This is a genomic window from Nocardioides sp. SRI_004 (assembly GCF_057586415.1).
This window is the reverse complement of sequence record NZ_JBYCZV010000007.1, coordinates 66,502-86,580: the sequence shown is the minus strand read 5'-3', so window position 1 is coordinate 86,580 and position 20,079 is coordinate 66,502. Positions and strand designations below refer to the sequence as shown.

The window sequence follows — 20,079 nt, the reverse complement described above, 5'->3', positions numbered from 1 at the left end:
GAGGTCAGCGGCAGCACCGCATCTCCATTGGTTAGATGTCGTCGAAGAACTCCGGATGGACGGTGACGTCTTCCTCGATGCGCTCCTGGACGGAAACGCCAAGCCCGTACTGCTTGAGAAGGTCGCAGAGCCGCTCGCCGTCGACGAGATCAATGGGTGTAGCACCATCTCGCGTGGCTTCGTCCTTGGCCGCCTTCGTGAAGTTGGCGGTCGTCACGAGCAACCCCTTGTCGCCGCGGCCGGCCATCGCTCCCCGGAAGTCGCGGACCTTGTCCGGGCCGACGCTGCTCTTGTAGCGCTTGCATTGGACATAGACGGGAAACGAGAGGAGGGACATCCGATAGACGCCTACCGCGTCGATGCCCTCGTCGCTCGAAGCGGGGGTGGTGTTTACATTGATGAATCCCGCCTCGCGAAGGAGTCGAACCGCAAGACGCTCGAACGCCCGAGGGTCCATCTGCATGATTCGTGCGATTAACTCTTCTCGCCAGTTGTTGACGTCGTCGTCGGGTGAGTCGACGACCGTCGAGTCGCGGAGGTGGCGCTCCTTCCGCCGCTCTCGCAACGCGGCGATGTATTGCGCGCGTAGGGGCAAGATCTCATCCTCGGTAACGTGCCGGCCGTGCTCCGTGAGGCTCCAAACGCCTCGGGTGCTGTTCTCCGCGAGACCCATGCCCTTGAGGTAAGTGCGCGCCCAGGCGATCCGATACTCGATCTCGGTTTTGGGGCCATCAAGGTGGAGTACGGCCTGTTGCTCCTCTGAGTAGCCAGCGTCCTTCACCACCTGCTCGTCGAGTTCCTCGATCGACGCAGAGTCGCCGAGCTCGCGCAGCGCGACGACGGTTGGCCAGAGCATGTCCTGATACGGGGGGATCTCCACGGGCATCCAATTAGCTTGCAGCATCGGCAGCGGCCGCACGAGGAGATTGATGACGCCGGAGACGTGTGAAGCCGGAGTTAACGCCCACCGTCGGGGTGAGCGGGCAGCCCTCCCCTTCCGACCTGCCCGTGGAGATCAGGCGTGTTCGGGACTCGCCCCGCGCACCGCGGCCGCAATCGCGACGGCAACCGCGTCGGGATCCTCGTGCTCCCAGTACCGGAGCACCGTCCATCCGGCAGCACGCAACTGCCGGGTGGTGTCGGCATCTCGAGCGACGTTGCGCTCCAGCTTCTCTGACCAGTAGGACGCATTGGCTCGAGCCGTCGTGCGGTGTTCGGGGCACGCGTGCCAGTAGCAGCCGTCGATGAACACCGCAATGCGCTGCCTGGTGAAGACGATGTCGGCCGTGCGGCGAAGGGAGGGCAACGGTCGGTAAGCGACCCTGAATCGGAGTCCGGCGGCGTGTAGCCGCCGCCTGACAGCCAACTCGGGAGACGTGTCCCTTGATCGGTTGGCCTGCATCACCTTTCGGGAAGACGGACTGCTCGCCCAACTCTCGCGCGTCCCCACGGGTCCATGGTCTCGCGCCTGCCAAACCGGACCAAGACGGCGACGGCGCGACGCGTGCGGATTCGTAAACGCTCCATCCGGCCAGGAGGTGGATGGATACTCGGACCCACGCTGCAAGCCGGAGCTGGGGATCTCCTATCCCCGACCCAACGATCGCGCGACTCCGCCCGAGCACGTGGATCACCACCACACTGGAAGGGACCCGACTAATGGTCCGTCGATGATCTTCGTCGGTTCGTACGATCCGAAGAGCGATACGGCGTCGCACTCGTCAACACGATGATTCGACGGATACGAGCGAGTTGCCAAACCGTGCCGTGGCTGCCCGCACCTTCTGAGGGCCCTCATTTCGTCTACGACGCGGTCCCGAACCTGTTCCTGGGGCGTTCTGGTCGGGGGCCGCTCCATGTCGCATGGGACACCAACCTTCTGATCGACTACTTCAACTACGGCATGCAGCTTTGGGAGGGCCGTTCCCTCCCTGATGAGGTGGCTGACAGCTACGGCGAGGAGCTGGAAGGGCTTCAACTGGTCGCCACGCTCTGGGTGCTCCGAGACATTCGATTCCACGTCCCGCGATTCTTCTTGCGAGACTCGAAGCGGAAGGCGCTGACGGGGGCCTAGCGATGGGAACGACAGCGAGCGTTCACTGAGTTCCTCCGAGCCGTTGCTCTCGTGGCCGATGGTGAAGGCGGCGACGGGCCGAGGCAGAGAGCAATCCACCGGGCTGACAGGCATGTGCTGGACCGGGTTCCAGCCGGCAACGATCGACTCTTGGTCGAAGACTCAGTTCGAACGGGCATGAACGTTTTCATGACGCGCGACGCTGACATCCTCGCCGCACGTCCCGCGCTACGCCTGCTTGGCATCGTGGTCGCGAGCCCGCTCGACCTAGTCGAGGAACTGGCGGCCGCCGCCGCCCTGCACTGCCTGTTCGAGCCCCGCTTGCTCTATTGGCCCATGCCTGATCAGCAGCGAGTGATGCATCTTCTGGATGCGATGCGCGACGGACGCTAGCGAGTGCTCTGAAACCGTTCTTGGTGCCGGGCGCCTTCGGTGCCCGCGGCTCAGTCCCCGATCGTGTGTCGCTGGTCTGACGCTCGACTTCAGATCGGGAACCCACTGGACCGCAAAGCGGTGGTCCATTCCTGGCGGGAGCGTTCGGCCCAAATGGGTTCGACCGACGCAGCGAACGCTAGGCAGCCGTCGACATAGCTGACGAATGACAGGAGCGATCGGAAGCCGCGGTGGTTTGAATGCTCGATCAGCCCGAACTTCTCCACGCCTCTGACGTGTACTTCGATCTTCCGGCGAAACTCGGGGGTGAGGCGTACGCCGTCGTCGTGAAGCAGGAGTCCGAGGACGACATGTCGTGCTCCAGGTGGAATGACCCGGGTCTTCTTTCGGTGCAGGGAGAATCCGTGACTTGTCACTGTCTCCCCAACTGCGTCGATCAGAGTCTTGGCGAGCGCCCGGTCGAACGTCCTGCTCGTCGACATGACGATGTCGTCGGAGTAGCGGGTGTACTCGAACCCTTCGGCTGCGACGATTTGTGCCATCGCCTCGTCCAGCGGCGTCGCGACGGCGTTCGCCAGCGCGCCGCTCGTTGGCGCGCCTTGAGGCAAACGGCCACGCACCTGCACCTCGTATGCCGGAATGACCGGGTAATGCCGGACGCGGCGAGCCCAACCGTGGGCGATCGGTGCTCGGGTGCACAACCGAGTAAGTTCGAAGGCAACCAGCGGAGAATATCCACGGGACTCGAACACGGTGTAGGCCCTTCGCTCGCTGATGGAGTCGAAGAAGTTGTGCAGATCGAACTTGATCATCCATCGAGCACCCTGATGCTGCCGGGCGCAGTCGACGATGGAGCGACCTTGTTGGTAGGCGAAGCTCGCTGGGTGGAGTGGCATTCGGTGCAGCGCGCGTCGCAGGATGACCCGTTGAACGTCCATCAGTACCGGTTCGGGCGCCGAGATCAAGCGCAGGCCGCCATTGCGTTTCGGGCGAACGATGTCGGTGTACGGGTCGACGGAACGTTGGACGATCTGGCGCAGGTGAAGGTAGGGCGCGCCGGCCAGATGCGCCAGGTGCCGCAGGCTCAGGATCGGCTGCGCGTCACGCCCGCGGGTCCGGGCGATCTGCGTTGCTGCTCGTCGAACGACGACCTCGTCGTGGCCTTGTTCGAGTCCTTCGCGGACGTAGTGGTGAGGTGCCGGGTCGCTCATCTACTTTGGTGTTATCCCGACAGGGCGGGCGAGCGGGCCGCCAGTCGCCGTCGGACGAGCACGCTTGCCCGGCCACGCGTAGCGCCCGTTTGACCGCCAGTCACAGTTAGCTGTGACCTCCGAACCGCGTCGGTTCGGCCGACCAGCCTTCGCTGGCATCGCTAGCTTCGCCACCCGACACCTCACCTCAGGGATTGAGGATAGTAGTTGTCGTTCGAACCCGTGAGGTGAGCCGTGACGATGCGGTCGAGGCGGCGCGAATAACGCAGCTCTGCACGTCCGGCGGCCGTGAGTGTCAGGTCTTCGTCGAGGAAGCCAACCTCGCGGAGAAAGCTCAACATGTCGGAGACTGTCCGTTCCGGGACGGCGAAGCGGTGCGACAGCGCCGTAGCGTCGACGGGGCCGCGTGCGAGCAGGGCAAGGGTGGCCACGAGACGGTCGGAGGGTGTTCGGAGCCGGCCTGAAGCGATCGCGCGCGCGAGCCTTTCTTGTCCGGTTTCCTCGGCCACCTTTGCCAGGTCGCGTTCGAGTGGACCGTAGGTTCCGAGTTCAGTGGCCATGTCTGCTGGAAAGATGCGGCCGTTCTTGCCGTCGAAGAGTGCGTTCCAGTTCCCGCCGGTCCGGAGAAGGATGTTGGGCAGGTTGTTGGGGATCGATGTGTGGCTGAGGAAAAGGCCTGCGCTGTCGCTGAACCCGAAAGCACGCTTCTTTCTGGTGGCGTACGAGACGCAGATCCTCTCGATGCTCTCTCGTTCTTCTGGCGTCCAGGGCGCGTCGGCGAACGATGCGCCTGGGACCGCGATGTGCAGAGTGTCGACCGAACCGGAGGCGTCGATCGCCTTCCGGGCCTCAAGCGACATCGCGTAAGCGACCACGACGACCTTCGTCCAGCCGAAGGAGCGCCAACTGCGTACCCGCGGATTTCTCGTCAGGGTGCGTGCCATCTCGACTACTTGCTTGCCTGAACCTGAGTAGTCGGTGACGAGCACGATCATCCGGCAGCGCTTGTCGGCCAACGCGTCGAGCTGGTTTTCCGGGTGAAGCCAACAAGACGACTCTCGACCGGGAGTCTCGCCGGTCAGATCGCGGATGGCGTTGCCGACCGGGCCCTCGCTGCCGGGTGTAGCGGAGATCGGAACGCCCGGTGCGTAGGTTTCCCAAGCGACGTGGCGTTGGTGTCGCCCTTCGTCGTCCCGGGAATGCGTGTCTTCGGTCTCGTTCACCTCGGCTGCTGCGGAGTTTCGGTGTCGCTCCACGGCGGCAATAGAGCGGTCGATGTCTTCAGAGGAGACCACCGGGAGAAGCAACGCGGTACTTCCGGGGGCGCTGTCCAACAACCGGTCGCCGAGGGCTGCGATCTCCGTCTTGATGCCCATCAGTACGTCGCCCAGCGTCGCGATCTGCAGGCTGTTGATGAGAACCCGCGCTGCGGGCTGATCCGCTGGCGTGAAGTTCTTGAGCCACGCTCTCCCACGAGTGGTCTCACTCGGATGTAACGCCATTGGAAGATCATGCCGCACATGGCGCGGCGGCGACGGTCGCTTCGGTGTGCGCCTGGGCGGGCTCCTCGAACTGCGAGTTCCGACGTCGAGCGCTGAGCACGGCGGAGTCCGGTGGTTAGCGAGGCACACTGAGTGGCGAGCTTCCCCCGAGCTATTGTGCAGATCTCAGCAAATGGAGAGAGTGCGCATCGTCGGCCCGGCGGTCGGCATGGTGGAGTCTTGCCCCCATCGAGGCCCGGAAACTAAGCAATCAGGCGTCAAATGCTCGTCAGTCAGTACGTCGCAGGCAGGCAATGGGTTGAGGTCACGATGCCAGCTCATGCAGCAAACCCTCTCGTGTCGAAGGTGGGAGCCCTATCTGTGGTTGCCCTACCTCGTCAGGGAAATAGAGCCACATGAACAGAGGTAGGTGTTGTCAGTGACCTTTCGAACCCATGCGACACATTGATCACAGTGGACCGCCCCATAGAGATCGAGCACATCCTCCGCCAGCGCCTGTACGTCACTCCAAGGGATGCTGTCCGCGAAGTCATTGAAGTGACCGCCGAGGAGGTTCCGGAGGTCCAGGCGCTGGTTTAGGCTATCCACGGTTTCACTAAGGCCCACCGTCCGAAGCAGCTTGCACAATCCGGGCCACATGTCACCAATCGTGTAGCGATCCCCTTCTCTCCTTTTCACACTCGTTTCGACGCGCCAGCTCAACTCGTGGCATATCTCTTCTAGCAGAATACCGACCGCAGCTGCTGTCATGCGTTCGTCGTGCTGTTCGAGGCCCGCCCTGAGCGTTTCTATGCGCAACCGTGTGGCGCCGCTGACGTGAATTCCTTCCGAGAACGTCCAACGCGCGATTGTGCGCTCGACCACGGACCGTCCTCGTCGACTGAACAGCCCTCGGACTTGCGCTAGCCATCCTCTGTCATGACCGGTGATGACCAGCTGCCAATCCTTGAAGTTTTGCAGCACGTAATCCATGACGCCGACGCGCACGCTTGCGTCGACGCTCTGCAGTGCATCGTCCAGAACGAGTACTTTCGCCTGCCCCAGATCACCCGCCTTCTTTGTTACGGCAAGAAAGAAGAGCAGCGCCACCAAGTCCTTGTATCCCTCACTGAACGCCTGCTGGGGGAGGGCTGCGGTGCCATTGTCGAAGCGGACGACGACGTCGAGGCTCATCGGGCCGGACTTGGCTACCAGGACGTCTAGAGCGACCACGTGCTTCGCCCGGGTGATCGTTATGAAGCTGTCCGTGAGCTCACCGCCCACCGACTGCAATGCAGGAACCACCCGATCGAACTGGGATTTGTACGCGCGAGGATTGAGCAACTCGACGCCTCGCTCGAGCCTCTTCTTGATAGAGCGCAAGCGATTCTGCGCCTCTCTCAGCTCATGAACTAATTCCCTGACCTTCTGCGGGAGGGCCTCGACGGTCGCCTCGCCGGGCGCAACACTGACCTCAAGGAGGAGATCTTGAACGAACGCGTCGAGTTCAGCTGCAATGCCCAAGTCCCTTCGCTGGTCGGGATAGAGCGTCTGGAGTTGATCGGCTAGGTCTGCGCGCACGACTAGGAGGGAGGAACGCTCCTCCTCCAAGAGCTTCATTTCCTCGTCCGGGCGAACCCCGAGCGCGCCCGACGCCTCGGGAAAATAGTCAAAGAAGACGGCGCCCCGAGATAGAGCATCGGCATCAAGGAAGCGGAGAATGTCGGCGCGGCGGATCACAATGGGGGCTATTCTGAAGCCGGCTCGGACATCAAGATGTGAAGGGGCGTCTCGACCGCTCCCGTTCGTCACGAGCGAGCGTTCGACTCGGCTACCGTCGCTCAGGGTGACATCTGCTGCCGCCTTCGGCGACAATAGGTTGCGTACTTTTGGTCGCAACCCGCTAGTGAAATCTGATGACCGGTCCACACGCCCCTGGAGGGCGAATTCAAGGCCGTCGACAAGAGTTGACTTGCCGACTCCGTTGTCGCCCCAGAGGAGGACGTCAACGGGCTTGCCGTTCTTTGTCAGGTCCAAAGCCACCCGCGCTGGCGATCCTCTGAAGCCAACGACGGACACCTCTGCTATCCGAACCTTGGCGTCGCACCGGTCGTACTCCGGCAACCGATCGACCGGCGCACTACTTGTGGCCGAAGAAGCTATGCGGGCCAGCCGTGCGGCCACGTCTAGGTTCAGCGGCGGCGGGTCTGCAATCTGTATGCGATCAGCTGCGGGCGCGACAACGAACTTCGTTGTGACAGTCACTTGATGGACGAACGTCCGCCATTCCTCCGGTGTACACCCCGTGAGCTCTGTCAGGTGACGAGCGTTGATGCGACCACCTTTGCTCACCCACTGACGGAGCGACGCTGGGAGGCCATCGACTCCGCCGTTCACCTCGTGCACCATCTGTCTACCGGTGGCCAGGCGCTGCGGTATCGAAGCTCCCCTGATCAGCCACGCCAGCGCGACGATGACTCGTTGGTGGTGCTTAGGCGTCGACTGTTTCAAGGCGATCTGGATCGCGCGATGCAATAGTTCCAGCGAGGCTTTCGCCGCTGGTTCGTATTTCTTGTGCCTTATGTAGTCGAAGCGACGGCTGTCCAACTGTTCGTCGGTCAGACGGTCGAACAGAGGCCCCAGCGATTGTGGATTGCGAAAGTGATGCAGTGCCTGACCGATTTGGGAGATGGCCCTGTAGGTTGCGGGAATATCTACTTGAGTCAATGTCAGACGCCTCCTGGACCTTCGCCCGGTTCATTTCGCAGTAGGAACACTAGTTCCTTCCCGTGCTTGATGCCCGACCCGTTCTCCGAAAACGTCGCGGTGGGTATGTTGCAGTAAAGCCACACATCGATGGTGTCTTCGCGGTCGTCAGTCCTAGGCGGCAGACGGAAGCGGCGAATGCTTCGTTCGGCGATATCCCGCTTGATGACCGCGTCCGGACGGTAGCCGCCGTTGGCCCTCTGGAAAGTCTCGTCGTAAGCGATGGCGTGCTGATAAATCCAAAGTGCGGTAAGGAATGTCCAACGCGCTTCGCGAGCGGAGACAACCAGAATAAGGTGTCCGTGGTCGCGCCACTGTCGAAGTAGCTGCACGACTTCGGGGAAAGGTGGGCACTCCAACGATCCTGAATGGAATGTCGCAAAGTGCGGATGGAGCGAACCGCCGTTCGGTGGCTTCTTCACGAAGTGACGGATTTCACGCACATCGCACAAAGGCGCGTCCATGTCGACCACGACGGCGCCTGGTAAGTCCGCGCGATACGCCGCCGAGGTCATTCCCGAAAGTTAACGGATTACTGCGCGGGGCGCCGTCGTTCCGCGTAAAACTGCCGTTCCGCGTTCCCCTCGAAGGCGGGTGGGGCCTGGATGACTGAACTGGCCCGGCGTGTCCGGGACGTCAGAGTCTCGGGAACCTGCTGCGGCGGTTCAGATTGTTGTCGCGCTGAGGCGGCATCTGCCGCACAGCTGCACGGACTGCTCACTCCGATCTCCGCGCGCGCCAAGCGTCGTACGACTGGCCGATCTTCTCGGCCAGCAGCCGATCGCGGTCGAGCGTGGCGTGCTGGTGGATCGCCATCGCCGCTTGGGAGGCGTGGCCGGCGCGAGCCTGGAGCTCGGCAGCGGTGGCGCCGTGCTGACCGGCCATGGTCAGCGCGGTGTGGCGCAGGTGGTGCATCGTCAGGTCCGGGAGTCCCGCCTTCTCCCGAGCCGGGTAGCGGTCCATCAGGTAGCGGGCGGCCATGTGGTCGGTGCGGTCGCCCGGGAACAGGAGACCCTTCGAGCCCGCCGCGGCGTGCTCGAGGAGGTGCCGCTGCAGCATGGGCATGAAGGGCGGCGGGACGTGCACGACCCGGATGCCGCTCCGGGTCTTCGGCGTACTGATGAAGCGGCCGCAGTTGGGGCATGCTCCGCGTATTGAAGGGTCGGCGTCCCTGTCGACCTTGCGGGTCACGCTGATCCGGCCGGTGAGCCCGCCGACGTCGGAGCGGCGTAACTCCATCAGATCGCCGTCGCGACGGCCGACAAAGGCGGCGAGCACGATGAACAGCTTGAGCCGCTCGGGCATCTCGTTGACGAACGTCGTGATCTCCTCGAAGGTCGCGGGGATGACCACCTGCCCCACCCGTGCGTTGCCGGCGCCGCGGATCTTCGGAGGCACGCGGTCGATGAGCTCCTCCTCCTGGGCCGCCTGGAGGATCGAGCGCAGCAGGCGGTAGGCCGCCGCGTTCGACGACTCCGTCTTCGGGTTCGAGCGTGCGACGCCAGGCCTTGATCTCCGACAGCGTGACATCGCGCAGCGGCATCGCGCCGAAGTAGGGGAGGATTCGGCTCTCCAGCAGTGCGCGGGTAGCCACGCATCGTGGCGGGCCGCAGGCCACGCTCGACGACGTACTGCTCGGCGAAGGCACCGACCGTGCTCCTGGCCCGCTCCCGGCGAGCCTCGGCCGCCTTGCGGTACTTGGGCGGGCTCCACTCGTCGCGGTCGATCAGGGACCGCCCGCTGGCCAGCCACATCTCCGCATCCATCTTGGTCCGGAAGTTCCGCGAGTGCCTCGAACCGCCCGGCATCCCGTACCCGGCCCGGTAGGACGGACCGGTCGCGCCATTGCGTCGTTCGAGCTCGCCGAAGCCTCGCCGCGCGTCATTGCAAGTGCCTCCCGAGAGCGCCGAGGGAACGACCGGGCCAATTAACCCCCTGCCTTGGCGGCAGCACATGGGGTGATTAGGGGGAAGCGGTGTCCGGTCTGGTCCTCGACTGTTCCTTTCTGACCTGCGAATTCACGCTCAGAGCGGTAGTTCTCCAGTGCTTCGAGGTGGTTTGCAAGCATGGGTTAGGGGTTGAAGCCGCCACGCTTTCGCAGCAGTTGCCACCTCAGAGCATCGATCGTGGATGATGGGTCGACGGACCACTCCCGGGCGTGAGCCGAGCAAGTAGTTGTCGGGGTCCACCGTTGTTGAACCAGTCGTCGTCGTTGTCGCGACCGAAGCGCCACAGAAGGTGGGCGTAGAAGAGCGCGGTGGCGAGGCTGATGCCGGTCCAGGGCCAGTCTCGCTGAGCGATGTTCGAGGCGACCTGCAGGAACACGCAGACCACCGTCGGGTAGATCGTGGCATGCTCCACGGTCGCCCACACGTACCGCTGGTGCGTTCCGCGCGCGGAGCGGACGCGCAGGGTGTCGGCAGCAACGGTCACGACCAAGCACCCCGTCAACGACCACAAGGTGACACTCCATGCGGTCGTTTCGTAGAACCTCATCGCGTGAAGGTACGAGGTCCCTCCGACCCATCTCGTCGCGACCGGAGGGAACTCGGCTCTCCCTGATCAGGCCGAGCCGGCCACGTTGGCACTCAGGTGCTCGAGGCTGTCCTTCAACGTGGCGAATTCCCCCGGCTCCAGCGCCATCACATCAGCGATCGAGTCCGGGATGCCGACGGCCTTAGCGCGCAGGTCAACGCCGGCGTCGGTCAGGGCGACGTGGACGGTCCGCTCGTCCTCGGTGCTACGGGTGCGGGCGACGAGGCCGGCGGACTCCAGCCGCTTCACCAGGGGCGTCACCGTGCCGTAGTCGAGGCCGAGGCGGGTGCCGAGCTCGCCCATGGTCATCGGTGCTGACTCCCAGAGGGCCAGCATCGCGACGTACTGCGAATAGGTGAGCCCCAGTGTGTCGAGGATTGGGCGGTAGGCGGCGGTGACCAGGCGCTGCGCCGTGTAGAGCGAGAAGCAGAGCTGCTCGCCCAGGTCGAGGCTGTGCTTCGGCTTGGCCATGGCTCCAGCGTAGGGCGCAACTACCTTGCGCGAAAGGTTCTTGGGCAAAACCCTTGCGCGCAAGGTAGTTGGTACGTAATGTCTTGTGCACAAGGTAATCCGCCTTGGTCGTTCCCCCGACAACCCCCAGGAGCAGCTGACATGTCTGCCAACCCCAAGAACATCGCGCTGGAGCCCGCCGCCCAGGCCTTCGTCGAGGCCACCGGCGAGCCGCCCTTCCTCTACCAGCTCCCCGTCACCGAGGGCCGCGCCGCCGTCGACGGCGTGCAGGACGACCCGATCTTCAAGCCGGAGGTCGACGACGAGTGGATCGACGTGCCCGGCGGTCCGACCGGCGACGTCAAGGTCCGCATCGTCAAGCCGCAGGGCGCAACCGGCCCGCTGCCGGTGATCCTCTACGTCCACGGCGCGGGCTGGGTGTTCGGTGACGCCCACACCCACGACCGCCTGGTGCGGGACCTCGCGATCGGCGCCGAGGCCGCCGTGGTCTTCCCGGAGTACGACCGCGCGCCCGAGTTCCAGTACCCCCACCAGATCGAGCAGGCGTACGCCGTCGCGCAGTGGGTCACGAAGCAGGGCGCCGACAAGGGGCTGGACGGCAGCCGGATCGCGGTCGCCGGTGACTCCGTCGGCGGCAACATGAGCGCCGCGCTGACGCTGCTCGCCAAGGAGCGCGGCGACGTGAGCTTCGTCTTCCAGGTGCTCTTCTACCCGGTCACGAACGCCGACTTCGACACCACCAGCTACCACGACTTCGCCGAGGGCTACTTCCTCGCCCGGGACGGCATGAAGTGGTTCTGGGACCAGTACACGACCGACCCGGCGCAGCGCGCCGAGATCACCGCCTCACCGCTGCGGGCCACCACCGAGGACCTCGCCGGGCTCCCGCCGGCGCTGGTGATCACGGCCGAGGCCGACGTGCTCCGCGACGAGGGCGAGGCGTACGCCGCCAACCTCCGCCGCGCCGGCGTCGACGTGACCGCGACCCGCTACCTCGGGATCGTCCACGACTTCGTGATGGTCAACAGCCTCCACGAGACCGCGGCTGCGAAGGCCGCGATCGCGCAGGCGGTGGGCGCGCTCCGGGGTGCCTTCGCCGGCTGATCAACCCCGCACATGAGAGCCCCGGTCGACCCGACCGGGGCTCTCCTGCGTCAGCGGACGATCTTGAAGTTGAAGTTCGCCGTCCCCAGCGCACCCATCAGCCGCAGCCAGACCGGCAGCATCATCTCGGTGCCGCGGGCGGTGGTGATGTCGCCGAGGTCGATCACGTCGGTGTGGCCGAACTCCTCGAGCAGCGCGGTGACCGTCGCCTTCGCCGACGCGTCGTCGCCGGACACGAAGACGCTGGTGCCCTCGGGCAGCAGGTCCGGGCGCACCATCAGGTCGGCGGTCAGGGTGTTGAGCGACTTGACCACCCGCGCGTCCGGGAAGGCGCGCTGGACCTGCTCGCCGAGGGAGTCGGTGTCCTTGACCAGCAGGGTCGGGGGGAAGCCGTTCGAGAAGTCGAGCGGGTTCGCGATGTCGAGCAGGACCTTGCCGGCCAGCAGCTCGGCACCCGCCAGGGACAGCATCGCGATCGAGGCGGTGCCATTGGTCGCGTTGACCACGACCTCGGCGTCGGCGACGGCGTCGGGCACCGCCGCCAGCGGGAGAGTGGGCGCGTCGTCGCGGGCCCGGGTCGCCTCCGGGTCGCGGGTACCGATGACCACCTTGTGGCCGAGCTCGTCGAGGCGGCCGGCGATGGTCCGCCCGACCATGCCGGTGCCGAGGACGGCGATCTTCATGGGGACTCCTCGTCGGTGAGAGCCCGGTCTGGCCCGGGGTTCGGACGCTACCGCGTCGTACGACGACCGGTTCGTCAATCCCCCGTTGTGACGATTGTCGCCGCGGGCGGCCACGAGTAGTTTGCCCGCGATAGAGCGGACCGGGCCGCCTGGAACTGCTTCGAAATGGGGTCGAAGTGAACCGCTCCCTGTCCACGCGCGCCTGTCGCGCCCTTGCCACCGTCGTCGGAGCGCTGCTCCTCGCGCTCGCCTCGCTCACCGCCACCACCTCGCCCGCCCTCGCGGACGCCAACGAGGCCGGCCTGGCCGCGGGTCCCTCGATCCGTGCCCAGCAGTCCCTGATCTCGGCGGGCGACGGGCACACCTGCTCGGTCGTCGGTACGGCGGCCACGCTCTGGTGCTGGGGTGACAACACCTTCGGCCAGCTCGGCAATGGCACCGTCACGTCGTCGACGACGCCGGTGAAGGTGGTCGGCCTCTCGGGGGTGACGGCGGTCTCCGCGGGCTCCCAGCACACCTGCGCGCTGCTCGGCGACGGGAGTGCCCGGTGCTGGGGTCGCGACAACTACGGCCAGCTCGGCGTGGGGCTCGCCCCCAACGGCTTCTCCGCGGTGCCGGTCGCGCCCAACGGCGGGTTCACGTTCACGGCCATCTCGGTCGGCACCGGCTTCACCTGCGCGACGACGGTGAGCCAGGTGTTCTGCTGGGGTCGCGGGACCGAGGGCGAGATCGGCAACGGGGGCCTGAGCAACGTCGCGTCACCCGCGCCGGTCGCCATGCCGGGACCGGCCCGTGCCCTCTCGGCCGGCAACCAGCACGCCTGCGCCGCCCTCCAGTCCGGTCTGGCCTGGTGCTGGGGCAACAACACCCAGGGCCAGCTGGGCCTCGGCTTCGCGAGCGGCCCGCGGCTGCCGCAGCAGCTCGGCATCCAGAACGTCGAGGCGATCAGCGCCGGCGCCCTCCACACCTGTGCCCTCGCCGAGGGCGTCTCGAAGTGCTGGGGGTCCAACAGCGACGGCCAGCTCGGGACCGGGAGCTTCAACTCGGTGCCCTTCCCGACCACCACGGCCAACAGCCCCTCCCTCGACCAGACGATCAGCGCCGGCGGCGCGCACACCTGCTCCCGCGTGTCCAACCAGGTGCGCTGCTGGGGTCGCAACCAGGAGGGCCAGCGTGGGGTCCCGAACCTGAGCGACACCAGCATCGCGACCGCGATCCCCACCTACGCGGGCGAGATCCCGGTGGTGAGCACCGGGACGGCGCACACCTGCGTGCGGTTCGCGAACGGCCGCGTCGACTGCTTCGGGTTCAACCAGCAGGGCCAGCTCGGCAACGGTACGACGACCCACAGCTCTACTCCGGTGCGCGCGCTCGGCGTCCCGGGCACCCCGGGCGGCGCGTCCGCCAGCGTCGTCGCCTACGGCACCATCAAGGTCAGCTGGAGCGCGCCGGCGAGCACGGGCAACATCCCGCTCGACCACTACCGGATCTACGACACGGAGGGCACCCTCAGCCGTCTCGTCCCGGCCGGCCAGACGTCCGAGACCCTCAGCGCCCTGCCCTCGGGGCAGACCTACAACCTGCGGATCGTGGCGGTCAACGAGCTCGGTGAGGGGCAGCCCGCCCAGCTCTCCGCGATCACCACGCCGACGCAGCCGGTGATCCTCGTCGACGACGTGTCGTACGCCGAGGGCAACTCGGGCACGAAGAACATGACCTTCACCCTGACCCGGTCCGGCCCCGTCGGCGCCACGTCGTCGGTCAAGGCCGCCACCCAGAACGGCACGGCCGTGGCGTCGGGCGACTACACCGCGAAGGCGGCCACGACGATCAGCTTCGCGGCCGGCCAGGTGAGCAAGACCTTCGTGGTGAGCACGAAGGGCGACCTCCTGGCCGAGGACGACGAGTCCTTCAACGTCGTGCTCTCCTCCCCGGTCGGCGCGCAGGTCTACGACACCACCGCGGTCGGGACGCTGGTGAACGACGACCCGGGCGGCAAGCCGGTCTACAGCATCAGCGGCGCGAGCACCGTCGAGGGCAACGCGGGTACGAAGAACCTCACCTTCACCATCACCCGCAGCGGCAGCACCGCGGTGGCCGGGTCGGTGCAGTACTACACCCAGGCGCTCGCCGGTCAGGCCACGCCGACCACCGACTACACGACCAAGGCCGTGACGACGATGAGCTTCCCCGTCGGCGCTGTCACCAAGACGTTCACGGTGGCGATCAAGGGCGACTACGTGGCGGAGAGCGACGAGTACTTCCAGGTCGTGCTCAAGAACCCGGTCAACGGCAGCCTGGCGACGATCCCGTTCGACTACGGGCAGATCGTCAACGACGACTCGAGTGCGACGCCGAGCGTCTCGATCAACGACGTCAGCATCACCGAGGGCGACAGCCTCACGAAGAACGTCACCTTCACCGTCACCCGCTCCGGCAACCTGGCGGGGACGACGGCGTTCAAGTACGCCACCCAGGACGGCACCGCGATCGCGCCGGGGGACTACACCGCGAAGGCGCTGACCAGCCTCAGCTTCACGGCCGGCCAGACCAGCAAGACGCTCACGGTCACCGTCAAGGGCGACACGGTCGTGGAGCCGGACGAGCTGTTCTCCGTCGTGCTGTCGGCCGTCACCGGCGGCACGATCGGCGACGGCACCGGGACGGCGACGATCACGAACGACGACTAGTCCGCGCCGGGAGTCGGGAGGAGCTCGCGCAGGCGCGCGAGCTCCTCCCGACCGAGGTACGACGGGTTGCTCCCGGCCGGCGTGCGCACGACCTCGATCCGCGACAGGAGCGGATCCGCCAGCAGCTGCGCGCGCAGCACCGGAGGGTCGACCGGCACGAGGTGGACGCTGATCTCGAGCTGCCGCGCGTCCGCGCCGTTCGCGCCGTCCGCGGGTTGGGGGACTCCGGTGATCCGTCCCTGGGCGTGGACGCCCGCAGGGATCCTGGCGTCGCGCCCGCTCACCCAGAGCAGCACGGGCTGGCCGGGCTCCATCAGGGAGGTGCGGTAGCTGCGGCGTACACAGCGGGTGACCTCGCGAGGACCGCCGGCCAGCAGCTCGCGCGCACCCGCACCGGCGGGGTCGACCTTCAGGAGCCAGGCCCCCAGGGACCCCGGCGCGACTGCGCGACCAGACGTCATGGAGAAGGTGATACCCATCCGTTGCGACGTGAACTCCGAATGGCCAGAAGGGCACGCCCCTTGCGTTGTCGGCGCTGCGCCCTAGGGTCGAACGCAGGCGTCTCCGGCGGGCGCACGGGGCGGCCGCGGACGACGAGGAGGCTCGGATGACAGCCAGGCAGTGGACCGCAGACACCATCCTGACCCGTTACGACGAGGTCAGGTCGCACACGGAGCGGCTCGCGGAGCCGCTCTCGCCGGAGGACCAGACGGTCCAGTCGATGCCGGACGTGTCGCCGACCAAGTGGCACCGGGCGCACGTGACCTGGTTCTTCGAGACCTTCCTGCTCGCCGAGAACGAGTCCGGGTTCAAGCCCTTCCAGGACAAGTACTGGTTCCTCTTCAACAGCTACTACGAGGCCGTCGGGCCGCGCTACAACCGCGCCGAGCGCGGCGTGGTCAGCCGCCCGGGCGCGCACGACGTCGGCGTCTACCGCGGCAACGTCGACGACCGCGTCCGCGACCTCGTCGGCAGCCTCGACCAGGGCACGATCGACAAGCTGGCCGGCACGATCGAGCTCGGCTTCCACCACGAGCAGCAGCACCAGGAGCTGCTCCTGATGGACATCAAGCACGTCCTCTCCCTCAACCCCCTCCAGCCCGTGTACGCCGGCAGCCCGGCCGCCCACGCCGAGCCGGACGCGCTCGGCTGGGTCGACGTGGCGGGTGGGCTGGTCGAGATCGGCCACCGCGACGCGGGCTTCTCCTTCGACAACGAGCTGCCGCTCCACCAGCAGTGGCTGGAGCCCTACCGGCTGGCCGACCGGCTGGTCACCAACGGCGAGTGGCTCGAGTTCATGGCCGACGGCGGCTACCGGCGACCGGAGCTGTGGCTCTCCGACGGCTGGGCGCAGGTCCGGACGAACGGCTGGGCCGCGCCGTTCTACTGGACCGAGGTCGACGGCGTGTGGTTCGAGCACACGCTGCACGGCACCTTCCCGGTCAACCCGGGCCTGCCCGTGAGCCACGTCAGCCACTACGAGGCCGACGCCTACGCGACCTGGGCGGGCAAGCGGCTGCCGACCGAGGCGGAGTGGGAGCACGCGGTGCGCACCGACACCGCCGCCGACGACGGCGACCCCGCCGAGCCGGTCGGCAACCTCGCCGACACCGAGACCTTCCACCCCCGCGCGGCGGGCGAGGCCACGGGCCGGCTGCGCCAGGTCTACGGCGACTGCTGGGAGTGGACCTCCTCGGCGTACCTGCCCTATCCCGGCTTCCACCCGCCCGCCGGCGCGATCGGCGAGTACAACGGCAAGTTCATGTCCAACCAGATGGTGCTGCGCGGCGGGTGTGCGCTGACGCCGCCGGGCCATGCGCGCGCCAGCTATCGCAACTTCTTCCCGCCGGGAGCGCGGTGGGCGCTGTCCGGCCTGCGCCTCGCCGACGGAGGGGAGCCGCGATGACCCAGCCGCAGATGAAGGTCCTGCTGGAGTCCGACTGGGCCGCGGGCAGCCTCGTCGACGACGTGCGCCGCGGCCTCTCGCAGCACCCGCGCACGCTCCCGCCCCGCTGGCTCTACGACGACCACGGCTCCGCGCTCTTCGACGAGATCACCCGCCTGCCGGAGTACTACCCCTTCCTCGCCGAGCGCTCGATCCTCGAGCAGCACGCCGCCGAGATCGTCACCGCGAGCGGCGCGACCACCCTGGTCGAGCTCGGCAGCGGCACCAGCGAGAAGACGCGCCTGCTGCTCGACGCGTTCACGGCCGACGGGCAGCTCACCCGGTTCGCGCCGGTCGACGTCTCCGAGGGCACCCTGCGCGAGGCGGCCGACCAGATCGCCGCCGCCTACCCCGGCCTGGAGGTGGTCGGCGTCGTCGGCGACTTCACGCTCCACCTCGCCCACCTGCCCAAGGGCGGGCGGCGGATGGTCGCCTTCCTCGGCGGCACCATCGGCAACCTCTACCTCGAGGAGCGCAAGGCCTTCCTCGGCGCGCTCGCCGACCTGCTCGAGCCGGGCGACTCGCTGCTGCTCGGCACCGACCTGGTCAAGAGCGCCGACCGCCTCGTCGCGGCGTACGACGACAGCGCCGGGGTCACCGAGGCGTTCATCCGCAACTCCCTCACCGTCGTCAACCGCGAGCTGGGCGCCGACTTCGACCAGGCGTCCTTCTCCTACGTGCCCTTCTGGGACCCGCACATGGAGCGGATCGACATGCGGCTGCGCTCGGAGGTGCCGCAGCGGGTGACCATCCCGGGGGCCGATGTCGTGCTCGACCTCGCCGTGGGCGAGGAGCTGCGGATGGAGATCTCCACGAAGTTCCGGGTCAGCCGGATCGCCGCCGAGCTGGAGGCTGCCGGGCTCGCCGTGGCGCGGGTGTGGACCGACGATCCGGGCGACTTTGCGCTCACCCTTGCGGTGAAGGGCTGATCCGACCGCAAAATCTCTCGCGAAGGGGTGGACGCGCGCAGGTCCCGGAGGGCAGGGTCGGATCCGGCCCGGTGGACCCGGGCCGAGCTTCGTTCCACTACTCGGAGGGACCACACGTGAAGAGAGCACTGACGATCGTGGCGTCAGGACTGGCGGCCGCAGCCCTGGTGCTGCCCGCCGGCGGGAGCCCGGCAGCCGCGCGTGACCGCGACGGCAGCGCAGCGGGCGGCAAGCAGGCCGGCGTGCCGTCGTACACGCCACCGGCGCCGGCCTGGGGCGAGTGCGCCAGCGCACGACTCAAGGCCGCGGGTGCGGAGTGCGCGATGCTCGAGGTGCCCCTCGACTACGCGCGGCCGAACAGCACCAAGATCCACATCGCGGTCAGCCGCAAGCTGCACACCGACCCCGACTACAAGGGCATGATCGCGGTCAACCCCGGCGGCCCCGGCGGCTCCGGCCTGATCTACTCGATCCTCGGCGGCGCGATCCCGAACGGCGTCGGCGCCAAGTACGACTGGTACGGCTTCGACCCGCGCGGTGTCGGCAGCAGCGAGCCGTCGCTGAGCTGCGACCCCGATTACGCCGGTGCCGGCTACGACCGGCCGAACTACGTGCCCGAGCGCACCGCGGACAAGCGCTGGTGGCGCCAGAACACCCGCGACTACGCCCGCGCCTGCTCGCGGTCCGAGGCGCGCGCCCTGCTGCCCTACCTGCACACCACCGAGGTCGCCCGCGACCTCGACAGCCTCCGCAAGGCCGTCGGCCAGGAGAAGCTCAACTACTACGGCTTCTCCTACGGCACCTACCTCGGCCAGGTCTACGCGACGCTGTTCCCGCAGCAGGTGGGTCGGTTCGTGTGGGACGGGGTGCTCAACGCGAAGAACGCCTTCTACCAGGCGAACCTCGACCAGGACATCCAGTTCGACCGCAACCTCGACACCTACTTCAAGTACCTCGCCGACCACGACACCGCGTTCGGCCTCGGCACGGACTGGCGCGCGATCAAGCGCGGCTACTACCGCCTGCGCGCGAAGCTCGACCGGACCCCCGCCGCCGACGGCAAGCTCGGCCCGGACGAGCTCGACGACGTGATGCTCAGCGCCGGCTACTACGTCTACGACTGGGTCGGCCTCGGCGAGGCCTACGCGAAGCTGGTCACCACCGGGGACGGCGACGACATCCTCGCCAACTACGCCGGTCCCGGCGACGACAACGGCTTCGCCGTCTACAACGGCGTCCAGTGCACCGACGCGGTGTGGCCGAACTGGAAGCGCACCCAGGCCGACGCCTGGCGGATCCACGAGCGGCACCCGTTCCTGACGTGGGGCAACACCTGGTACAACGTGCCCTGCCTCAACTGGCCGGCCCCGTCGCGCGACGCCCTCCGGGTGACCGGACGCCGGATCAGCACGCCGATCCTGATGATCGCCGAGACCCACGACGCCGCGACGGTCTACTCCGGCGCGCTGGCCACCCGGCAGGCGTTCCCGTCGTCGTACCTCATCGAGGGCGTGGGCGGCACGACCCACTCCGGCTCGCTGTCGGGCATCGCGTGCACCGACGACACGATCGCGAGCTACCTCGACACCGGTGAGCTGCCGGCGCGCAAGCCGGGCAACACCAGCGACCAGCAGTGCGACCCCGTGCCCGCGCCGGAGCCCGAGGCCGCGTCGTCGCTGCGGCTGCGCAGTGCCGGCGGCGACGTCGTCAAGGACCGGATGCCGGCGGTGCTGCGCGACGCGCTGCAGCAGGCGCAGACCATCGGTCGCTGAGTCGGAGCACGTCTCCGGGGCTCCC

The 20,079-nt window shown here is 67.0% G+C and carries 18 protein-coding genes; 7 read left to right on the top strand and 11 right to left on the bottom strand.

From position 1 onward, the window contains the following. Positions 1 to 31: 31 nt before the first annotated feature. Together AC2YHB_RS11420 and AC2YHB_RS11415 are read right to left on the bottom strand one after the other, a co-directional pair. Entirely contained in the window at positions 32 to 886 is an 855-nt protein-coding gene (locus tag AC2YHB_RS11420) for a restriction endonuclease (RefSeq protein WP_487353951.1), read from the bottom strand. A 129-nt stretch (positions 887 to 1,015) separates the two neighbouring features. Continuing rightward, positions 1,016 to 1,405: a very short patch repair endonuclease gene (locus AC2YHB_RS11415; RefSeq protein ID WP_487354031.1), complete on the bottom strand. Its 390-nt coding sequence runs from the start codon at positions 1,403 to 1,405 to the stop codon at positions 1,016 to 1,018. A 357-nt stretch (positions 1,406 to 1,762) separates the two neighbouring features. Between AC2YHB_RS11415 and AC2YHB_RS11410 the strand changes: the two genes are divergently transcribed. Together AC2YHB_RS11410 and AC2YHB_RS11405 are read left to right on the top strand one after the other, a co-directional pair. After that, positions 1,763 to 2,074 (top strand): hypothetical protein, encoded by a 312-nt coding sequence (locus tag AC2YHB_RS11410; RefSeq protein WP_487353950.1) that lies wholly within the window; start codon positions 1,763 to 1,765, stop codon positions 2,072 to 2,074. Between the two features lie 189 nt (positions 2,075 to 2,263). After that, positions 2,264 to 2,467 carry a hypothetical protein gene (locus AC2YHB_RS11405; protein ID WP_487353949.1) on the top strand — a complete coding sequence of 68 codons (204 nt, stop codon included), beginning with the start codon at positions 2,264 to 2,266 and terminating at the stop codon, positions 2,465 to 2,467. Between the two features lie 89 nt (positions 2,468 to 2,556). Here the strand turns inward: AC2YHB_RS11405 and AC2YHB_RS11400 are convergent, their stop codons facing one another. From AC2YHB_RS11400 to AC2YHB_RS11370, 7 genes are all read right to left on the bottom strand, one after another. Then, complete coding sequence (locus AC2YHB_RS11400; RefSeq protein WP_487353948.1) at positions 2,557 to 3,678, bottom strand: reverse transcriptase family protein; 1,122 nt, start codon at positions 3,676 to 3,678, stop codon at positions 2,557 to 2,559. Positions 3,679 to 3,860: 182 nt separating this feature from the next. Next, positions 3,861 to 5,180: a phosphoribosyltransferase-like protein gene (locus AC2YHB_RS11395; RefSeq protein ID WP_487353947.1), complete on the bottom strand. Its 1,320-nt coding sequence runs from the start codon at positions 5,178 to 5,180 to the stop codon at positions 3,861 to 3,863. Between the two features lie 369 nt (positions 5,181 to 5,549). Then, a complete protein-coding gene (locus tag AC2YHB_RS11390; RefSeq protein WP_487353946.1) occupies positions 5,550 to 7,766 on the bottom strand; it encodes a hypothetical protein in 2,217 nt (738 codons plus the stop codon). A 122-nt stretch (positions 7,767 to 7,888) separates the two neighbouring features. Further along, positions 7,889 to 8,440, bottom strand: a complete 552-nt coding sequence (locus AC2YHB_RS11385; RefSeq protein WP_487353945.1) for a phosphatase domain-containing protein — start codon at positions 8,438 to 8,440, stop codon at positions 7,889 to 7,891. Between the two features lie 202 nt (positions 8,441 to 8,642). Continuing rightward, positions 8,643 to 9,323: a tyrosine-type recombinase/integrase gene (locus tag AC2YHB_RS11380; protein WP_487353944.1), complete on the bottom strand. Its 681-nt coding sequence runs from the start codon at positions 9,321 to 9,323 to the stop codon at positions 8,643 to 8,645. Positions 9,324 to 10,037: 714 nt separating this feature from the next. Continuing rightward, on the bottom strand, positions 10,038 to 10,358 hold the full coding sequence (locus tag AC2YHB_RS11375) for a hypothetical protein (RefSeq protein ID WP_487353943.1): 321 nt from the start codon (positions 10,356 to 10,358) through the stop codon (positions 10,038 to 10,040). 129 nt (positions 10,359 to 10,487) lie between these two features. Then, on the bottom strand, positions 10,488 to 10,931 hold the full coding sequence (locus tag AC2YHB_RS11370) for a MarR family winged helix-turn-helix transcriptional regulator (protein WP_487353942.1): 444 nt from the start codon (positions 10,929 to 10,931) through the stop codon (positions 10,488 to 10,490). 141 nt (positions 10,932 to 11,072) lie between these two features. On the opposite strand from AC2YHB_RS11370, the gene AC2YHB_RS11365 reads away from it, so the two are divergent. Beyond that, positions 11,073 to 12,035, top strand: a complete 963-nt coding sequence (locus tag AC2YHB_RS11365) for an alpha/beta hydrolase (protein WP_487353941.1) — start codon at positions 11,073 to 11,075, stop codon at positions 12,033 to 12,035. Between the two features lie 50 nt (positions 12,036 to 12,085). Here AC2YHB_RS11365 and AC2YHB_RS11360 read toward each other — a convergent pair whose 3' ends face one another. Further along, positions 12,086 to 12,718 (bottom strand): NADPH-dependent F420 reductase, encoded by a 633-nt coding sequence (locus AC2YHB_RS11360; RefSeq protein ID WP_487353940.1) that lies wholly within the window; start codon positions 12,716 to 12,718, stop codon positions 12,086 to 12,088. Positions 12,719 to 12,894: 176 nt separating this feature from the next. On the opposite strand from AC2YHB_RS11360, the gene AC2YHB_RS11355 reads away from it, so the two are divergent. Next, complete coding sequence (locus AC2YHB_RS11355; protein ID WP_487353939.1) at positions 12,895 to 15,408, top strand: Calx-beta domain-containing protein; 2,514 nt, start codon at positions 12,895 to 12,897, stop codon at positions 15,406 to 15,408. Here AC2YHB_RS11355 and AC2YHB_RS11350 read toward each other — a convergent pair. Next, the gene (locus tag AC2YHB_RS11350; RefSeq protein WP_487353938.1) at positions 15,405 to 15,869 is read right to left on the bottom strand and encodes a hypothetical protein; all 465 of its coding nucleotides are present in this window, start codon (positions 15,867 to 15,869) and stop codon (positions 15,405 to 15,407) included. The genes AC2YHB_RS11355 and AC2YHB_RS11350 overlap by 4 nt on opposite strands. A 146-nt stretch (positions 15,870 to 16,015) precedes the next feature. On the opposite strand from AC2YHB_RS11350, the gene egtB reads away from it, so the two are divergent. The 3 genes from egtB (at position 16,016) to AC2YHB_RS11335 (ending at position 20,054) form a co-directional block, all read left to right on the top strand. Then, positions 16,016 to 17,314 (top strand): ergothioneine biosynthesis protein EgtB, encoded by a 1,299-nt coding sequence (gene egtB, locus AC2YHB_RS11345; protein WP_487353937.1) that lies wholly within the window; start codon positions 16,016 to 16,018, stop codon positions 17,312 to 17,314. Next, on the top strand, positions 17,311 to 18,282 hold the full coding sequence (gene egtD, locus AC2YHB_RS11340) for an L-histidine N(alpha)-methyltransferase (RefSeq protein ID WP_036543805.1): 972 nt from the start codon (positions 17,311 to 17,313) through the stop codon (positions 18,280 to 18,282). Before egtB ends, egtD begins: the two co-directional genes overlap by 4 nt. 116 nt (positions 18,283 to 18,398) lie before the next feature. After that, the gene (locus AC2YHB_RS11335) at positions 18,399 to 20,054 is read left to right on the top strand and encodes an alpha/beta hydrolase (protein ID WP_487353936.1); all 1,656 of its coding nucleotides are present in this window, start codon (positions 18,399 to 18,401) and stop codon (positions 20,052 to 20,054) included. Positions 20,055 to 20,079: the final 25 nt, after the last annotated feature.

Bases quoted from the DNA above. Each gene is read 5' to 3' on its own strand.
- AC2YHB_RS11420 (WP_487353951.1), bottom strand. From the start codon at position 886: ATGCCCGTGGAGATCCCCCCGTATCAGGACATGCTCTGGCCAACCGTC.
- AC2YHB_RS11405 (WP_487353949.1), top strand. From the start codon at position 2,264: ATGACGCGCGACGCTGACATCCTCGCCGCACGTCCCGCGCTACGCCTG.
- AC2YHB_RS11400 (WP_487353948.1), bottom strand. From the start codon at position 3,678: ATGAGCGACCCGGCACCTCACCACTACGTCCGCGAAGGACTCGAACAA.
- AC2YHB_RS11395 (WP_487353947.1), bottom strand. From the start codon at position 5,180: ATGGCGTTACATCCGAGTGAGACCACTCGTGGGAGAGCGTGGCTCAAG.
- AC2YHB_RS11385 (WP_487353945.1), bottom strand. From the start codon at position 8,440: ATGACCTCGGCGGCGTATCGCGCGGACTTACCAGGCGCCGTCGTGGTC.
- AC2YHB_RS11370 (WP_487353942.1), bottom strand. From the start codon at position 10,931: ATGGCCAAGCCGAAGCACAGCCTCGACCTGGGCGAGCAGCTCTGCTTC.
- AC2YHB_RS11365 (WP_487353941.1), top strand. From the start codon at position 11,073: ATGTCTGCCAACCCCAAGAACATCGCGCTGGAGCCCGCCGCCCAGGCC.
- AC2YHB_RS11360 (WP_487353940.1), bottom strand. From the start codon at position 12,718: ATGAAGATCGCCGTCCTCGGCACCGGCATGGTCGGGCGGACCATCGCC.
- AC2YHB_RS11350 (WP_487353938.1), bottom strand. From the start codon at position 15,869: ATGACGTCTGGTCGCGCAGTCGCGCCGGGGTCCCTGGGGGCCTGGCTC.
- egtB (WP_487353937.1), top strand. From the start codon at position 16,016: ATGACAGCCAGGCAGTGGACCGCAGACACCATCCTGACCCGTTACGAC.
- egtD (WP_036543805.1), top strand. From the start codon at position 17,311: ATGACCCAGCCGCAGATGAAGGTCCTGCTGGAGTCCGACTGGGCCGCG.